13 protein-coding genes are annotated in these 17,796 nt (G+C 69.8%); 9 read left to right on the top strand and 4 right to left on the bottom strand.

Annotated features, from left to right (window positions below; genetic code table 11):
- Positions 1–113: 113 nt before the first annotated feature.
- From AB0L00_RS08365 to AB0L00_RS08350, 4 genes are all read left to right on the top strand, one after another.
- Positions 114–2,213 carry an LCP family protein gene (locus tag AB0L00_RS08365; protein WP_364430155.1) on the top strand — a complete coding sequence of 700 codons (2,100 nt, stop codon included), beginning with the start codon at positions 114–116 and terminating at the stop codon, positions 2,211–2,213.
- A gap of 257 nt (positions 2,214–2,470) precedes the next feature.
- Positions 2,471–3,955 (top strand): LCP family protein, encoded by a 1,485-nt coding sequence (locus tag AB0L00_RS08360; RefSeq protein ID WP_364430152.1) that lies wholly within the window; start codon positions 2,471–2,473, stop codon positions 3,953–3,955.
- Between the two features lie 135 nt (positions 3,956–4,090).
- Entirely contained in the window at positions 4,091–5,581 is a 1,491-nt protein-coding gene (locus tag AB0L00_RS08355) for an LCP family protein (RefSeq protein ID WP_364430150.1), read from the top strand.
- A gap of 70 nt (positions 5,582–5,651) precedes the next feature.
- Positions 5,652–6,923: a HAMP domain-containing sensor histidine kinase gene (locus AB0L00_RS08350; RefSeq protein ID WP_364430148.1), complete on the top strand. Its 1,272-nt coding sequence runs from the start codon at positions 5,652–5,654 to the stop codon at positions 6,921–6,923.
- 142 nt (positions 6,924–7,065) lie between these two features.
- Here the strand turns inward: AB0L00_RS08350 and AB0L00_RS08345 are convergent, their stop codons facing one another.
- Complete coding sequence (locus AB0L00_RS08345; RefSeq protein ID WP_345354659.1) at positions 7,066–7,755, bottom strand: response regulator transcription factor; 690 nt, start codon at positions 7,753–7,755, stop codon at positions 7,066–7,068.
- An 88-nt stretch (positions 7,756–7,843) separates the two neighbouring features.
- Between AB0L00_RS08345 and AB0L00_RS08340 the strand changes: the two genes are divergently transcribed.
- Positions 7,844–10,654, top strand: coding sequence for a bifunctional glycosyltransferase family 2 protein/CDP-glycerol:glycerophosphate glycerophosphotransferase (locus tag AB0L00_RS08340; protein WP_364430145.1), 2,811 nt, complete (start codon positions 7,844–7,846; stop codon positions 10,652–10,654).
- A complete protein-coding gene (locus AB0L00_RS08335) occupies positions 10,651–11,745 on the top strand; it encodes a glycosyltransferase (RefSeq protein WP_364430143.1) in 1,095 nt (364 codons plus the stop codon). The genes AB0L00_RS08340 and AB0L00_RS08335 overlap by 4 nt, the downstream gene beginning before the upstream one ends.
- Here AB0L00_RS08335 and AB0L00_RS08330 read toward each other — a convergent pair.
- Positions 11,736–12,470, bottom strand: a complete 735-nt coding sequence (locus tag AB0L00_RS08330) for a luciferase family protein (RefSeq protein ID WP_364430140.1) — start codon at positions 12,468–12,470, stop codon at positions 11,736–11,738. The genes AB0L00_RS08335 and AB0L00_RS08330 overlap by 10 nt on opposite strands.
- Positions 12,471–12,617: 147 nt before the next feature.
- Here AB0L00_RS08330 and AB0L00_RS08325 point away from each other — a divergent pair, with 147 nt between their 5' ends.
- Together AB0L00_RS08325 and AB0L00_RS08320 are read left to right on the top strand one after the other, a co-directional pair.
- Positions 12,618–13,559 carry a threonine/serine dehydratase gene (locus AB0L00_RS08325; RefSeq protein WP_364430137.1) on the top strand — a complete coding sequence of 314 codons (942 nt, stop codon included), beginning with the start codon at positions 12,618–12,620 and terminating at the stop codon, positions 13,557–13,559.
- A 60-nt stretch (positions 13,560–13,619) separates the two neighbouring features.
- Entirely contained in the window at positions 13,620–14,192 is a 573-nt protein-coding gene (locus AB0L00_RS08320; RefSeq protein ID WP_364431590.1) for a Uma2 family endonuclease, read from the top strand.
- A gap of 6 nt (positions 14,193–14,198) precedes the next feature.
- Here the strand turns inward: AB0L00_RS08320 and AB0L00_RS08315 are convergent, their stop codons facing one another.
- Positions 14,199–15,176 (bottom strand): magnesium transporter CorA family protein, encoded by a 978-nt coding sequence (locus tag AB0L00_RS08315; RefSeq protein ID WP_364430134.1) that lies wholly within the window; start codon positions 15,174–15,176, stop codon positions 14,199–14,201.
- Entirely contained in the window at positions 15,167–16,672 is a 1,506-nt protein-coding gene (locus AB0L00_RS08310; protein ID WP_364430131.1) for a phospholipid carrier-dependent glycosyltransferase, read from the bottom strand. The genes AB0L00_RS08315 and AB0L00_RS08310 overlap by 10 nt, the downstream gene beginning before the upstream one ends.
- Positions 16,673–16,942: 270 nt before the next feature.
- Between AB0L00_RS08310 and rsmI the strand changes: the two genes are divergently transcribed.
- A complete protein-coding gene (rsmI, locus tag AB0L00_RS08305) occupies positions 16,943–17,770 on the top strand; it encodes a 16S rRNA (cytidine(1402)-2'-O)-methyltransferase (RefSeq protein WP_364431587.1) in 828 nt (275 codons plus the stop codon).
- The last annotated feature ends 26 nt before the right edge of the window (positions 17,771–17,796 follow it).

Genomic DNA, 17,796 nt, shown 5'->3' with positions numbered 1-17,796 from the left:
CCGCGGTCGTGCGACCGTCCGTGTTCCACCGGTCGTACGGCGGGCCGGGTGAGTGCCTCGTGGGTCTCGCCCGGCGGATGATCTAGGCTGGCGGCTGGGACACAGGAGTGCATATGGGACAAGGCGCGGTGGACGGCGTCTCCGACGGCAGCGAGGACGCCGCCGCCGGTGAAACGGGGGGCGACGCCCCGGCCCAGGACGGCGAGGGCGACGCCGGAGGGCGTGCGGGAGAAAAGGGTTCTGCGGCCGGAGTAGGCGGCAGGCGCGGCGCACTGGCCGAGGACGGCATCTCCGTCGTCCAGGCCGCGGCGGCGCCCAAACGCGCGACCCCGACGGGCGCCGAGGCGGCAGCCGGTGACCGTACGGACGTCGCCGCCCCGTCCGACGCGGACGCCACTGCGGCCGACGCGGCCCGACCTGATGACACCGCGTCCACGTCCGGCACGGCCGACACCGCCGACGGCACCTCGTCCAGTACGGACGACGCCCCGTCCGACGCGGATGCCACCGACTCGGGCGGCGCCGACGCCGAACCCGACGCGGTGGACGCCGAGGCCGAGGACGCGTCCGGCAAGGAAACTCCCGCCGATGCCGATGCCGATGCCGATGCCGAAAACGCGGACGTGGAGGGCGGCGGGTCCTGGCGCGGGCTCGTGCACGCACTCGGGCTGACGGTCGCCTCCGCGGTGGTCTGGGGCATCGCGCACCTCTGGGCCGGACGCCGTGTCGCCGGGATCCTCCTGATGGGCCTGTTCGCCATCCTGGTCGGCGGCGGGGTGTTCGTCGCCCTGCGGTACCAGCACGACCTCAAGAACATCGCGGTGCAGCGGGACTGGCTCGCCGGGATCACCGGCGGCATCCTGGCGCTCGCGCTCCTGTGGGCCGGCATCGTCGTCCGCTCCTACCAGGTGGTCCGCCCCACCGGGATGGCCCGGACCGCGCGGGCCCTCGCGGGTGCGATGGTCCTGGTGCTCGCCGTCGGGGTGTGCTCGCCGCTCGTCTGGGCCGCGCGCAGCACCTACACCCTGCGGGACACGATCGGCACGATCTTCCACGGCGACCAGGCGCGGCCGCAGACGGTCAACGTGGAGGACCCGTGGAAGGACAAGCCGCGGGTCACCGTCCTCCTGCTCGGCGGGGACGGGGCCGGTGACCGCATCGGCATCCGTACGGACAGCATGACGGTCGCCAGCATCGACACGAAGACCGGGGACACGGTGCTGTTCAGCCTGCCCCGGAACCTGCAGCACTTCCCGGTTCTGCCCCGCCTGCGGTCCCGCTGGCCGGACGGGTTCACCGGGGTGGGCGCCCCGGGCGACCAGGGCCTGCTGAACGAGCTGTTCCAGGACGCCGAGGACGATCCCTCGCTCGTGCCCGGCTTCGGCAAGGGCCGGCGCGGGCCCGAGTTGGTCCGCGAGGAGATCTCGTACCTCATCGACCAGCCCATCGACTACTACGTCCTCGTCAACCTGTTCGGCTTCGCCGACATCGTCGACGCGATGGGCGGGGTGAAGGTGCACATCGCCCACGACATCCCGTTCGGCGGCCCGGAGGACGGCAGCGCGCCCACCGGGGTGCTCAAGGCCGGCGACCGGGACCTCAGCGGCAAAGAGGCGCTCTGGTACGGGCGGTCGCGGACGGCGAGCGACGACTTCACCCGGATGGGGCGGCAGAAGTGCCTGATGAAGGCGATCGCCGAGCAGGCCGACCCGCAGCGGGTGCTGACCCGGTTCCAGCAGCTCGCGGCCGCCGCGAAGAAGACGATCTCCACCAACATCCCGGCCGAACTGCTGCCCGCTCTCATCACGCTCTCCGAGACGATGAAGCACGGCGCGCAGATCAGCAGTCTGATGTTCGTTCCGCCGCAGTTCCACGTCTACCGGCCCGACCTGCAGGTCATGCGGCGTGCGGCGGCCGCCGCGCTCGCGGCCAGCGAGGAGCGTTCGGCGACCGCCACCCCCTCACCCGAGGCGTCCGGCGGCGCGAGCACGTCCGCGCAGCCGTCGGCCACTCCGGCGCCCGCGGCGTCGCCGGCCGGGCTGAGCAGCCCGGGGCCGTCGGGGTCCGTGGAGGCCTCGGCCGGGGCGAGCGCGGCGGCGTCTCCGGGTGACTCGGCCTCCCCGAGTGCCGGGGATGACGCGTCCGGCAGTGCGTCGCCCACGCCCCACACGAAGGACAAGGCGGTCTCGCTGACGGCCGCCTGCGGCGGCTAGTCCCTACCGGATATACGCCATTCACTCGGCACTTCATGAGCTTTTCATGAATGCGGCGATAAGTGGGGCCAGCGTGCCTTACCGTGCTATCGGTCCTGGTTGGGTCACAGGTCGGGTACGATCCACCAGTCAATGCCAATGGTTACTGACTGCATCCAGTCAATCACTTTGCAAACCGGTCGGCGCGGCCGCACGTCCCTGATGGGGATGCGCGCCCGGAGCGAGCTTCGCTCGCGAGCAGAGGATCAGGAGACTTCATGGCACGGCAGGTTGGGAGGCGTGAGGCGGTACCCGTCGCCGGTCTGTGGCGGGCGTTGGGGCTGACCCTCGCCTCCGCGGTCGTGTGGGGAGTGGCTCACGTGGCGGCCGGTCGCCGCGCCGCCGGGTTCACCCTGATGGGAAGCCTCGCACTGCTGATCGTGGGAACCGCCACCACAGGGCTGGCGTTCCAGGAGAAGTTGAAGCAGATCGCCGTACAGGGCACGTGGTTGAACGTCATCATCGCCGCTTTGCTGGCTTTGGCGCTGGTGTGGGTGTCGGTGGTGATCCGGTCGTATCAGGTGGTGCGGCCGGTGGGATTGCCGACGGCGATGCGAATGGCGTCGACGACGCTGGTCGTGGTGATGTCGCTGTTGATCTGCACGCCGTTCGTGTACGCGGCGAACACCACCTATGTGCTGCGGGACACGCTGTCGAAGATCTTCCCCGGTGACGACAACTCCGGCCAGAAGGTGAACGCGGCCAACCCGTGGAAGGACATGCCGCGGGTCAACGTCCTGCTGCTGGGCGGTGACGGCGGCAAGGACCGTACCGGCATCCGTACCGACAGCATGACGGTCGCCAGCATCAACACCAAGACCGGCGACACGGTCCTGTTCAGCCTGCCCCGGAACCTGCAGCACTTCCAGGTGCCGCCGCGGCTGCGGTCGCGGTGGCCGCAGGGCTACACCGGAGACCCGGGAGACCAGGGGCTGCTCAACGAGGTCTACATCGAGGCGCAGCGGCACTCCGACCTGCTGCCGAAGTACAAGAAGGCGGCCCAGCGCAGCCCGCACCTGCTCGAAGAGGTCATCGGGTACCTCCTCGGCATCAAGATCCACTACTACGTGCTGGTGAACCTGAACGGGTTCAAGGACATCGTGGACGCCATGGGCGGTGTAACGGTCCACATCGAGAAGAAGCTGCCCATCGGCGGCGAGCCGGAGCGGGGCATCCCGCCGTCCGGCTACCTCCTGCCGGGCACGCACCACCTGAACGGCGAGAAGGCGCTGTGGTACGGCCGCAGCCGGCACGCCGACGACGACTTCCACCGGATGGACCGGCAGAAGTGCCTGATGAAGGACATCGCCGAGCAGGCCGACCCGCAGAAGGTCGTCACGCACTTCGAGAAACTGGCCAAGGCCGCGACCAACACGATCTACACGAACATCCCGTCGGCGCTGCTGCCGGCGCTCGTGAAGCTGTCCGGCACCGTGAAGAACGGCGCCGACATCCACAGCCTCGCCTACAACCCCGACAAGATCCCCGGCTTCCACGTCTACCAGCCGAGCACCCTGGTCATGCGGAACGCCGCGGCCAAGGCCATCGCGGCGAGCGACAACCCCCAGCAGACCAAACCCACGCCGACCACCAGCACCACCGCAAAGACGAACAAACGGAAGACTTCGCGCGTCACACCCAGTGCGACGGCCTCGCCCACCGGATCCAACGGCGCGGTCTCGCTGAAGAACGCCTGCGGCTGAGCCGGGGCGTTCGCCACCGGTCCTGGGCCGGCGTGTGACCGAAGCTGCATTCGACACCGAGTCTCGCCGCCTCGTGTGCGGGACCTGGACGGACGCCCGCGGAGCGGCGTCCGTGATCGGAGGGTCAGAGGACTTATGGCACGGGGTCAGGCGAGAGGGCACCGGCCCGTACCGGTCGCCGGTCTGTGGCGGGCGTTGGGGCTGACCCTCGCCTCCGCGGTCGTATGGGGGGTGGCGCACGTGGCGGCCGGCCGCCGCGCCGCCGGGTTCGCTCTCATGGGCCTGTTCGTCCTGCTGGTGGGCGGCGCGGCGACGCTCGGGCTGGCGTTCCAGGAGAAGCTGAAGCAGATCGCCGTCCAGGGCACGTGGTTGAACGTGATCACCGCCGCTTTGCTGGCTTTGGCGCTGGTGTGGGCGGCGGTGGTGATCCGGTCGTATCAGGTGGTGCGGCCGGTCGGGTTGCCGACGGCGATGCGGGCGGCGTCCATGACGCTGGTCGTGGTGCTGTCGTTGATCATCTGCACGCCGTTCGTGTACGCGGCGAACACCACCTATGTGCTGCGGGACACCCTGTCGAAGATCTTCCCCGGCGACGACCACTCCGGCCAGAAGATCAACGCCTCCGACCCGTGGAAGAACATCCCCCGGCTCAACGTCCTGCTGCTCGGCGGTGACGGCGGTAAGGACCGCACCGGCATCCGTACCGACAGCATGACGGTCGCCAGCATCGACACCCACACCGGCAACACGGTGCTCATCAGCCTGCCGCGGAACCTCCGGTTCTTCCAGATGCCGGCCCGGCTGCGCTCCATCTGGCCGAACGGCTATCGGAACGTGAACGCGCAGCTCGGGTACGACGGAATGCTCAACTCGGTCTACCTGAGCGCTGAGAAGAACCCCAGCCTGGTCCCCGGGCTCAAAGCGGGCCAGCGGGGGCCGCACCTGCTGGAAGAGGTCATCGGGAACCTCATCGGCCTTAAGATCAACTACTACATCCTGGTCAACCTGGGCGGGTTCAAGGACATCGTGAACGCCATGGGCGGCGTGACGGTCCACGTCGAGAAGGCACTGCCGATCGGCGGCGAGATCGCGAACGGCCACTACACCAAGCAGCCCACCGGCTGGCTCAAGGCCGGCACCCAGCACCTGGACGGCGAGAAGGCCCTCTGGTACGGCCGGTCGCGCGACGCCGACGACGACTTCCACCGGATGGACCGGCAGAAGTGCCTGATGAAGGACATCGCCGACCAGGCCGATCCGCAGAAGGTCGTCACGCACTTCGAGAAGCTCGCCAAGGCCGCGACGAAGACCATCTTCACGAACCTGCCCGCGGCGCTGCTGCCGCCCCTGGTCAAGCTGTCCGGCACCGTCAAGAGCGGGGCCGACATCACGAGCCTCGCCTTCAACCCGGAAAAGATCCAGGGCTTCGGTACCGACGACCCGAACGTGCCGCTCATGCGCCGCCTGACCGCCAAGGCCATCACCGCCAGCACGCACCCGAAACCCACGCCCAGCCCGACCGCCACCGTCAGGAAGCACAGGACGAAGAGGAAGACCTCGCCGACGGCCGGGACGACGGCGGCGGCCTCGAACGGTTCGGTCTCCCTCAAGAACGTCTGCGGCTGAATCGGCTCCGGCGCACCGGGCGACGTACGGACCGGCCGGGCCATCGCGGTTCACGATGCAGAATGTGCTGATGACCCGTATCCCCCCGCTGCGCCGGCGCGTGCTCGTGGCGATCGTCGGCGTGGCCGCCCTCGCGGTCGTGCTGTTCGCGATCCCGCTGGGCATCGCGCTCCAGCGGTTGTATCGGGACGAGGCGATCAAGTCACTCGAGCGCGACGCGACCCGGATCTCGGCGGCGGTGCCCGACACGATCGCGCGGCGCCCGAAGCCGGTGACGCTGCCCACCGGCATGTCCCACCACCTCACCGTGGGCATCTACGATCTCGACGGCGACCGGGTCACCGGGCACGGCCCGCGCAACTCACCGGTCGCGGGGGCCGCCGGAGACGGCCGGGTCCACGAGGCGGTCGAGAAGGGCCTGCTGGCCGTGTCCGCGCCGGTGCCCTCCGACGAGAACATCGTCGCGGTCGTCCGGGTCGCGACCCCGTACAAGCACATCAGCGGACGGGTCGAACGCGCCTGGCTGCTCATGGTCGCGCTCGCCATCCTCGTCGTCGGGCTCGCCACCGTGGTGGCGCGACGTCAGGCGGGCCGGCTGGCCGCGCCGCTCGAAGGCCTGACGCGGGACGCCCAGGCGCTCGGCAGCGGTGACTTCAGCATCCGGGCGCGCTCCGTCGGCGTCCGTGAGGCGGACGCCGCGAGCCGCGCCCTCGAGGCGACCGCCCGGCGCCTCGGCGACCTGCTCGAACGGGAGCGCGCGTTCAGCGCCCACGTGTCCCACCAACTGCGCACGCCGCTGACCGGACTGCTCCTGGGCCTGGAGTCGGGGCTGACGGGGGAGGACCCGCGGGCGGTCATCCGCACCGCGATCGAACGCGGCGAGCATCTCCAGGAGATCATCGACGATCTCGTACGCCTGTCGCGCGGCAGCCCGGCCGACCGCGGAGTGCTGAACGTCCCCGCGCTGCTCGCGGAGCTCCGCGCCCGCACGGACGTCACCGTGAAGATCGAGCCGGGCCTGCCCGAGGTGCGCGCCTCACTGTCGGCCGTACGTCAGATCGTCAACGTCCTGGTCGACAACGCGGTGACCCACGGCAAGGCGCCCATCACCGTGTCCGCGGTCGACGTCGGCCAGGGCCTGGCCATCGAGGTGGGCGACGAGGGCCCCGGCATCCCCGACGGGGACGACGTCTTCCGCGGCCCCGCCGACGGGCACGGGATCGGCCTCGCCCTCGCGCGCTCGCTCGCCGAGGCCGAAGGGGGCCGCCTGGTCCTGCGGCGGCCCGCCCCTCCGGTTTTCAGCTTGCTTTTGCCTACGAGCGACTACCGTGGCGCCGATTGACACCATGCAGACACACTCACACCTCCGCCACCGCGCCGCGCTCGCACCGATCGACGCCGCGCCGATCGACTCACGTCTCCGTGACCGCCTCACGTTCGTGACGATCGACGCGGCCGTGACGACCGGCGCGGCGCCGAGGGACTCAGTGCTCGGCGACCGCCTCGCGCTCGTACCGGTAGCCGCGCCCGCGCAGCGTGGTGATCTGCCCGTACGGTCCCAGCTTGCGGCGCAGCGTCGAGACGTGCACGTCGAGCGTCTTCGTCGGGCCGAACCAGTTCTCGTCCCAGACCTCGTCCATCAGCTGCTCCCGGGTCACGACCTCCCCGGCGCGCGTCACCAGCGCGGCCAGCAGGTCGAACTCCTTCGGCCGCAGCACCACCTCGGTGCCGTCGACGTGCACCCGCCGCGCGGGCAGGTCCAGCCGGAGCCGGCCGACGCCGATCACCCGGTCGCCCGGCTCGGCCGCGCGCCGGCGCAGATGGGCGCGGATCCGCGCGACCAGCTCGGTCAGCCGGAAGGGCTTGGTCAGGTAATCGTCGGCGCCCGCGTCCAGCGCGACGACCACCTCGAACTCCTCGGTCCGCGCGGTCAGCACGACGACCACGGTCAGGGGGAGCTCCGCGCGGAGCCGCCGGCACAGCTCGACTCCCTCCATGTCCGGCAGCCCAAGATCCAGCAAGATAAGATCCGGTGGATGCGCGCGTACGTCTGTCAACGCCGCCGCTCCGGTCGTCGCCAGACCCGCTTCGTATCCACTGGCGGACAGTGCCTTCAACAATTCGGATCCGATGATGGCATCGTCCTCCACCACCAGGATGCGTTCCCGCGTCACACATCAGATCCTAAGGACCCTCCCAAGTCGGTCGTCGGGTGATGCAGGGAAGTGTCCGTTTCGCAGGTAAGTCGAGGGGTTCTGCAGCATGACAGACGTCAGTGTGATCGTGATCGTCTACAACGACGCCGATCGCCTGCCAGACGCGGTCCGCTCCGCGCTCGACCAGTCCCACCGCAGCGTCGAAGTGATCATCGTCAATGACGCGAGCACCGACGGCACCCGCGAGGTGGCCGACGCGCTCGCCGCGGAGAATCCCGGTCGCGTGCGGGCGATCCACCGTACGGAGAACTCCGGCGCCGGGGGACAGCCGCGCAACGACGGCATCGAGGCGGCGCGCAGCACGTACCTCATGTTCCTCGACAGCGACGACACCCTGGACCGGCACGCCTGCCGGAACCTCGTCGCGACGGCGGAGGAGACCGGTGCCGAGCTCGTGTCCGGCTGCTGCTGGCGGGTCTTCCCCGAGAGGAAGGAGGAGCACCCTTGGTTCCGGCGGCTGTACCGCGAACGGGCGGTGTACTCCTCGGTCCGCGAGTGCCCGGACCTGATGTACGACACGCTCTGCACCAACAAGCTCTACCGCCGGGACTTCCTCGACCGCGAGCAGCTTCGTTTCCCCTCCGGCCTGTTCTACGAGGACCTGCTGTTCTGCACCGAGATCTACCTCGCGGCACGGATGATCGCGGTGATCCCGCACCGGGTCTACAACTGGATGGTCTTCGAGAACTCCGACCGCCCGTCCGTCACGAACCAGCGCGCCCGCCTGCGCAACTTCGCCGACCGGCTGGAGATCTTCCGGCGCATCGGTGAGGTGTACGACCGGTACGGCGCCGCCGACCTCAAGCTGAGCCGGGACGTCAAGTTCCTCAACTACGACCTGCCGCTCTACGTACGGACGCTGCGCAGCCGCGACCCGGAGTACCGCGCCAAGTTCCTCGAACTCGCCGGCGGCTACCTGAACGAGCTGGACCCGCGCGCCTTCGAGGAGGCGCAGCAGATCAAGGCGATCATCGGCTTCATGGTCGCCAACGGCGACTACGAGGGCGCGGTCGCGGCGATCGAGTACGTGCCGAAGAAGGGCGGCAAGGCGCGGCTCGCGACGGAGCTGGTCGAGCGCGACGGCCGGGTCTACTGGTCCTCCGACTACCTCGACGACGAGTGGGCCCGCTCCATCCTCGACGTCACCGACCTCGGCTTCCACTCGATGCCGCTGAAGAGCCTGACGCTCGCCGGACGGGTCACCGAGATGACCCTGAAGGGGGGCGAGCTCGACGTCGCGGGCGAGGTCGTCAACCCGCTGGGCCGCATCGACGCGGGCACCAAGCTCCGCGCGGAGCTGGAGTTCCGCGACCGGCGCCGGTCCCGGCGGGTCTTCGGCATCCCGGCCAAGGTCGAGCACGCCGGTGGCCGCATCCGGTGGCGCGCCGCCACCGAGCCGATCCGGCACCTGCGGCCGCTCGGCTTCGTCGACCAGACCTGGAGCCTGCGGCTGCGGCTGCACGTCGGCGACGACCAGCTCGTCATCCGGCTCACCGCGGACGAGGCCGTGCACAACCACCTGGAGGTGCCGGTCCGCCCCCGGCTCACCCGGATGGCCGGCGATCACCTGCAGGCGTACGTCCCGGAGTCCGGGGAACTCGCCCTCCGGATCGTGGCCCGGCGCTGGGCCGCGCGGTGGACCATCGCCGTCATCGGCGCGCTCGCCAGGACGCCCTACGGCCGGCGCTGGATGCAGGCGCTCCTCCGGGCGGAGAAGAGCATGCGGGACTCCTTCCAGAGTTCCAAGACGAAGGCCAACGTCTACTCGAAGGTGTTCACCCGGCTGCCGATCCGGCGCCGGACCATCGTCTTCGAGAGCCACCTCGGCAAGCAGTACTCCGACAACCCGAAGTACATCTACGAGGAGCTGCGCCGGTCCGGCGCCAAGTTCACGGCGATCTGGTCGTACGCCGGCAGCCCGAGCGGCTTCCCCAAGGACGCCAAGCTCGTCCGCCGCAACTCGTGGGCGTACTACCGGGCGCTGGCACGGGCCCAGTACTGGATCGACAACCAGGGCTTCCCGCGCGTCATCACCAAACGGCCGCAGACCACGTACATCCAGACGTGGCACGGATCGGCGTACAAGCTCATGGGCGCCGACTCCCCGGAGACCAAGCGCGCCACCCAGGCGCACCGGGCCCGCCACCAGCAGATGGTCGACCGGTTCGACTACTTCGTCATCCGCTCCGAGCACGACGCGCAGACCCTCGTGAAGGGCCTGGGCGTACGGGCCGAGCTGATCCGCAGCGGCTACCCGCGCAACGACGCCCTCGTGAACGGCGGATCGGGCGAGGCGCTGCGCAAGAAGCTCAAGCTCACCGACGACCGCAAGGTCGTGCTGTACGCGCCGACCTTCCGCAACGGCCCGAACGGCAAGCCGGAGAAGCGCTTCGAACTGCCCTTCGACGTCGAGCGCTTCGCGAAGGAACTCGGCGAGACGCACGTGCTGCTGGTCCGTCCGCACTACCTCAGCACGGTCGTCCTGCCGCCCAGCCTGCGCGGCACCGTCCGCAGCGTGGCCGACGTCCACGACGTCACCTCGCTGCTCCAGATCACCGACGCGCTCATCACCGACTATTCGTCGGTGATGTTCGACTACGCGCTGCTCGATCGCCCGATGTTCTTCCTCACTCCCGACCTAGAAGACTACGTCCGCTCCCGCGGCTCGTACTTCGACCTCGCCGAGGAGGCGCCGGGCCCGGTGGTCCGCGACGAGGAGGAGCTGTTCGCGGCGCTCGCCGACCTCGACGGCGTCGGCACGCGCTACGCCAAGCAGCGGAAGCGCTTCGCGGAGAACTTCGGCGAGTACGACCGGGGCACCGCGGCGAAGCAGATCGTTGAGAGGTTCTTCAGGTGAGAGACGTCTTCATCGTCAGCAACAGCGTCGACGAGCTCGGCGGCCTGACGCGCTGGGTCCACCACATCGCGCACCTGTTCGCCGAGCGCGGCCACAACGTGCACCTGGTCGGGGTGACCCACGCCAAGGAGAGGTACGACTACGCCGATGACTTCCCCGTCACCGTGCTGCACGACACCCACCCCCCGGCGCGGTCGAAGAGCCGGCTCGGCGAGCTCCGCCGCCGTTCCGTGCAGCGCAAGGGCGCCGAGAAGCTCAGCGCGCTGTTCCGCACGGCCCGCCCCGGCGGCATCATCATCGCCGCCCAGGTGTGGGCGATGGAGTGGGTCTGCCTCGCGGACACCGCGGGGATGCCGGTAATCGGGATGAGTCACGAGTCGTACGCCGCCACGCAGGAGTCCTCGCGATTCCCGCGGGTGCAGCGCTATTTCTCCCAGGCCGACCGGCTGCTCGTGCTCACCACCGAGGACGCCGACGCGTGGGCGAGGAAGGGCATGTCGAACATCGACGTCATGCCGAACCCCCTGCACGTCACGCCCACGGCCTTCCCGGACCTGACCGTCCCCGTCGTCGTGGCGCTCGGCCGGCTCTCGTACGAGAAGGGCCACGACATGCTGCTGGAGTCGTGGGCACGGGTCGCGGACAAGAACCCGTCCTGGCAGCTGCGGGTCTACGGGGCCGGGCCGATGGACGAGACCTTGCGCCGCCAGGCCGGCGAACTCGGCATCACCGTCGACCTGGCCGGCATGACCAACGACGTCCAGGGCGCGCTCACGAACGCGTCGATCTACGCCCTGCCGTCGCGCAGCGAGGGCTTCCCCATGGGCATCCTCGAGGCGATGGCGTACGGCCTGCCCATCGTCGCCTTCGACAGCGCGCCCGGCATCCGTGAGCTGATCACCCACGAGGTCGACGGCATCCTCGTCACGCCGGGAAACGTCATCGAGTTCGCCGAGGCGATCGAACGCCTCATGAACGACCCGGGGCTCCGCACCAAACTGGGGGAGGCGGGTCGGCGGTCGGTGCAGCGGTTCTCCGCGCAGGTGGTCGTCGACCGCTGGGAGCGCATGTTCGAGTTGGTCTACCGCTGACGGAGCGGCCGCACCCGCCGCAGTGGCCGGGGCAGGGAACGCGCCGACGCCCCGGCCGCTAAGGTCCCCTCGCCCCGACGGTCCTGGTCGGAATCGTCGGGACGCCGGCTCTCGTGACCCTCTTCGCGGGCGGCCTCCGTCGCGCCGGGGGCGCGCCAAGGGGCGCCGTCCGGCCGCTCACTCTCCTCGTCGCGCCGGGCCCGCTCGGTGCCGGCGAGCCGCTCGCCGCGCCGGGTCGGCTCCGCACCCACGGGTCGCTCATCCTCCGCACTCGCTTCGCGGGTGGTCTCGGCCCTCGACCGCCCACTCCGCTCGCCGCGTCGGGTTCGCTCCCAGGTGCACGGGCGGGCCGGTGTCGTCCGGTCCTCCACGGCCTGGATGGCCAGACTCATCAGGCTGATGAGCAGGGACCCCGCGGTGTCGGTGTCCAGCCGCACGGTCACCCAGTCGTCGCCGGGCCGGACGACGATCTGCCCGGACTCGGCCAGCACCTGGTCCACCCGGTCGATGAACGACCGGGTGAGGCGTAGATCGGCCTCATCCCCGGTGTGCAGATGAAGAATCTGGGTGCCGCGGAACGCGAATCCGCGGCCGGCGCCGCATGACGGACGACCCGTGGCCAGCCCCGGCCAGGTCGTCAATTGTGCGGCTACTCGTTCGGCTGTGCTCCGGCTCTTCGGAGGGCCTGTCACGGCCCCAGGATCCCGTGTCGCCGCCTTTCTCATAAGGGCTCGCGCCTCAATCGTTATCAATCGATTCACCGTTCTCTTCCCCTTCCCGCCACCGCCACGACGCACACCGGTCGTCTCGACCGACGAGGCGGAGATGCAGGCCCGGCGACGGATCTTCCCTGATGGTCGTACGGTGGACGGGTGATCTCTCGCAGCGACGTGGCGGCGGCCGGTGCCCGTATCGGGTCCCGCGTCCGCACGACTCCGGTGTTCGACGACGGGGAGCGGTGGCTGAAGCTGGAGCAGCTGCAGCAAACCGGGTCGTTCAAGGCCCGCGGGGCGTTCAACCGGATCCTCACGGCCGTCGAGCAGGGCGGGCTGCCGGACGCGGGCGTGGTGGCCGCGTCGGGCGGCAACGCCGGGCTCGCCGTCGCGTACGCGGCACGAGAACTGGGCGTCCCCGCGGAGGTGTACGTCCCGGAGACCGCGCCCGCGGTCAAGGTGGCCGGGTTGAGAGCGCTCGGCGCCTCTGTCGTCCAGGTGGGCCGTGAGTACGCCGAGGCGTACGACGCCGCGACCAAGCGCGTGGCCGACACGGGCGCGTTGTTCTGCCACGCGTACGACCAGCCGGAGATCTGCGCGGGGCAGGGCACCCTCGGCCTCGAACTCGAGGAGCAGACCGGCGGGGTCGACACCGTCCTGGTCGCGGTCGGCGGCGGCGGGCTGATGGCCGGCATCGCCGCGGCTCTGGAGGGCAGGTCCCGCGTCGTCGCCGTCGAGCCGTACGGCTGCCCGTCCCTGCACGCCGCCCTCGCGGCCGGCGAACCGGTCGACGTGGAGGTCTCCGGGGTGGCGGCCGACTCCCTCGGCGCCCGCCGGGTCGGCGACATCGCCTTCGACGTCGCCCGCCGGACCGGCGTGACGTCCCTCCTGGTGTCCGACGAGGACGTCGTGGCCGCCCGACGAGAGCTGTGGCGGCGCTACCACCTCGTGGTGGAACACGGCACCGCCGCCGCGTACGCCGCCCTCCTCACCGGCGCCTACCGTCCGACCCCCGGCGAGCGCCTCGCCCTCATCTGCTGCGGCGCCAACACGGATCCATCCGATCTCACAGATCGTCGAACACCGGGCAGCTCAGAGTGATTCTCGGTAGCGTGACCCATCGAGATGGTCACTCGAAGGGCGGCGGAAGGCATGTCGGAAATGCTGAGCAGAGACCTTCGTCAGCTGCCCGCCGGCGAACATTTCACGGCGGATGACCTCGACTCGATCGCGGATCTGCCCTCTCACACCCAGCTCATCGACGGCCGCCTCGTCTCTGACTGGCCTCAGACCCAATTCCATATGGTGATGGTTTCACTTCTGGTGATGGAGCTGCGTCGACTCGGCCCGCCCGACCTGCGAGTACGCAGTGGGATGACGATCACCCTCGGCCCGCGGCAGCGGCCCGAGGCAGACGTCCTGGTGGTTCGCGCGGAGGGCGATCTCGGGATGGACCAGACGACCTATCGGCCGGAGCATGTTGTACTCGTCGCAGAGGTGGCGTCTCCGGACTCCGCGGAGCGTGATCGACACCGGAAGCCTCAGTTGTACGCGGAGGCGGGAATTCCGCACTTCTGGCGCGTGGAGGACACCGACGAGCGGGTGACGGTCTGCGTGTACGAGTTGGACGTGGCGACGAAGGCATACGCGCTGACCGGAATCCACCACGATCGGCTGAAGCTGACGGTGCCGTTAGACCTGGACATCGACCTGACGGAGGTCGACCGGCTCTGACGGGGGTCAGAGCCAGTCGCGTTTGCGGAAGACGGTGTAGAGGGCCACGCCGGTGACGATGAGCACGGCGATGCTCGTCACGAAGCCCCACTGCTTGCCGAAGCCCGGGTACGGGACGTTCTCGCCGTAGAAGCCGGTGATGGCGGTGGGCACGGCGATGACGGCGGCCCAGCCGGTGAGCTTCTTCATCACCAGGTTCAGGTGGTTGCCCTGCAGGGCGATGCGCGTCTCCTGCAGGCTCGTCACCGTGTCACGCAGGCTGTCGGTCCACTCGGTGGCGCGCAGCACGTGGTCGTAGACGTCCTGGAAGTACGGGGCCATGGGCGCCGGGATGACGTCGAGGTCCCGGCGCAGCAGGCTGTTGACGACCTCCCGCATTGGCAGCACGACCCGGCGCAGCAGCGCGAGGCTCTTGCGCAGCCGGTAACTCCGCTGCTGGGTGTCACGCGGCATGTGGTCGGCGAACAGTTCCTCTTCCAGGCCGTCGATCTTGTCGTCGAGCGCCTGGACCGCCGCGAAGTGCCCGTCGACGACCAGGTCGAGCAGGCCGTGCAGGAGGAAGGCGACGCCGTACTTCGCCAGGTCCGGCGAGCCGTCCCAGCGCTTGACCAGCTCGTCGATGTCGAAGCCCTCGTCCGTGCGCACGGTGACCAGCGCCCGCTTGGTGATGAACGCCGAGATCTCGTGCTTGTCGAGCTCGGTGCCGTCGGCGGAGAGGTGGACGGAGTAGGCGTTGAGGAACAGGTGCCCGTCGTACCGGTCGAGCTTGGGCCGTTCATGGTGGCTGACGGCGTCCTCGACCGCGAGCGGCGACAGCCCCAGCTCCTCGCTGATGAGGTCGAGCCCTTCGGCGTCGGGCGCGCAGAGGTCGAGCCAGACGACGGTGTCGGACTCGGCCAGGTAGTCGCTGATCTGCTCGGCCGGGAAGTTCTCCTTCTCCAGCCGGCCGTCGCGCCAGACCCTCGTCCGGGGGCTCAGATCCATGAGAGCAACCACATGCGGGCGTGCCAGGAGTCGTACGTCATGACCTGTCCCGCGAGCACCGGGTAGAAGTAGTAGAAGTTGGCCAGCGCGACCAGGACGTACGCGCCGGCGATCGCGGAGCCGAACACCCGGCGGGCCGGTGGCGCGGTCGCCGGACCGACGAGCAGGCCGAGCGCCAGCACGATGGACAGCACCATGAACGGCAGCATCGGCGTGGCGTAGAACAGGAACATGGTGCGGTGGTTCAGGCCGTAGTAGAACCACGGCACCCAGCCGGCCAGGAACCCCAGGAGGGTGGCGCCCGCCCGCCAGTCGCGCTGCACCAGCCACCAGGCGGCCACGATGAGCATCGTGATGATGGAGACCCACCAGATCGCCGGGGTGCCGATGTCGAGGACCTCGCGCGAGCAGGTGGCGGCCCCGCAGCCGGAGGGCTGGGTGTAGAAGAAGGCGACCGGCCGCTTGAGGATCAGCCAGTTCCACGGCCAGGACTGGTAGTCGTGGTGGGCCGTGAGCGTGGTGTGGAAGTGCCACATCTGCTGGTGGTAGTCCCACAGCCGGGGCATCGCCTGAAGGAACGCGGTCACCGGGTTGGCGGCGACGCGGCCGCGGCCCCAGCCGCCCGCGTTGAAGATCCAGCCGCTCCACCAGGCGACGTAGGTGATCAAGCTGAGGACCACGAGGGAGACGAAGGCGGGCACGGCCTCGAAGGCGAACGCGCCGGCGTACGGGCGGCGTACTCCCGCGGCCCGGCGGGCGCCCATCGACCACACGAGGGTCAGGAGCCCGAACGCCGCGATGTAGTACATGCCGGTCCACTTGGTCGCGGTCGCCGTGCCCAGGCAGAGGCCGGCCGGGATGAGCCACCAGTGCATGACGAACGGGCCGAGGCCGTCGTCGTCACCGCGTTCGGCGATCTTGTGGGCGAGTCTGGCGCGCGAGACGTCCCGGTCGATGACGATGAAGGCGAATCCGGCCAGGATCCAGAACATCACGAAGACGTCGAGGATGGCCGTCCGGCTGGTGACCAGGTGCATGCCGTCCACCGCGAGCAGCAGGCCGGCCGCCGTGCCGAGCAGGTTGGACCGCGTCATCCGCCGGGCGACCCGCGCGAGGATCAGCACCGACAGGGTGCCGATCAGGGCGGCGGAGAAACGCCAGCCGAACGGCGTCATCCCGAAGATCGACTCACCGACGGCGATCAGCCACTTGCCGGCGGGAGGGTGCGCGATGAAACTTCCACCGTCCGCCCAGATGTGGAGGTCGGACGGATGCTGGAGCAGGAGCTTGTCGGCGTCCTTGACGGTGTTGTGCTCGTAGCCGAACTTCAGCAGCGCGTACGCGTCTTTGGCGTAGTACGTCTCGTCGAAGATGACGGCCCTGGGCCTGCCGAGATGCCAGAAGCGCAGCACACCGGCGAACAGCGTCACCAGCAGGGGGCCGACCCACCCCATGAGTCTGCTGCCGGGCACGTCCGGTTTGAGCCACTGACGCAACGAAGGTGGTCTTCTTCCCTGCTCGGGTCGGGTCTCGGGTTCGATTCCTGTCATCGCCACCACTCCGACATCGTACGGGCGGAAGCCGAGGCGCTCGCGCACTTCACCGTCAGAAGGGTTCCGAGACGACGCATTCGACACCTGGAAAGCATTCCTGAGCGGCGCGTCGGGCGCCGCGAACCCGCGCTCGCGGAGCGAGCGCCGTCCGGCACGGCACGAGTGCCGTCCGGCACCCTCGAAGATGGAGGTGTGGAGAACTCAGGGACGCTGATGCTGGCCGCCGCACCGATCGGACGAGTGGAGGACGCGTCGGCGCGGCTGCGTACGGCGCTGGCCGAGGCGGACATCATCGCGGCGGAGGACACGCGGCGGCTGCGGAGGCTGGCCGCCGACCTGGGCGTGTCACCGGCCGCGCGGGTGGTCTCGTACTACGACGCGAACGAACGGGCCAGGGCGGCCGAGCTCCTCGACGAGCTGCGCGCGGGCCGGGACGTGCTGGTGATCACGGATGCGGGTCTCCCGGGCGTCTCCGACCCCGGGTACCGCCTGGTCACGGCGGCGGTCGAGGCGGAGGTGCCGGTCACCGTGCTGCCCGGTCCGTCCGCGGTGACGACGGCGCTCGTCATCTCCGGGCTGCCCAGTGACCGGTTCTGCTTCGAGGGGTTCCTGCCGCGCAAGGGCGGGGAGCGCGCCGCGCGACTGCGCGCCCTCGCCGACGAGCCGCGCACGATGGTGTTCTTCGAGGCGCCGCACCGGCTCGCGGTGACGCTGGAGGCGATGGCGGCGGCACTGGGGAGCGACCGCCGGGCCGCCGTCTGCCGCGAGCTGACCAAGACGTACGAGGAGGTGCGCCGCGGTCCGCTGGGCGAGCTGGCCGAGTGGGCCGCGGGCGGCGTTCGCGGGGAGATCACCCTGGTCGTCGCCGGGGCGCCGGAGGAGACCGGGCCGGTGAACGTGGCGGACCTCGCGGTGGAGGTGGAACGCCGGGTGGGGGAGGGCACGCCGCGAAAGCAGGCGATCGGGGATGTCGCACGGGAGCACGGAGTACCGAAAAGAGAGGTTTATGACGCGGTCATTGCCTACAAAGCGGATCATTGACCCTTATTTGAACTTATTTTTGCGAG

The organism is Actinoallomurus sp. NPDC052308 (genome assembly GCF_040679195.1).
Classification (GTDB): Bacteria; Actinomycetota; Actinomycetes; order Streptosporangiales; family Streptosporangiaceae; genus Actinoallomurus; species Actinoallomurus liliacearum.
This window is presented reverse-complemented; position numbering and strand designations above follow the sequence as displayed.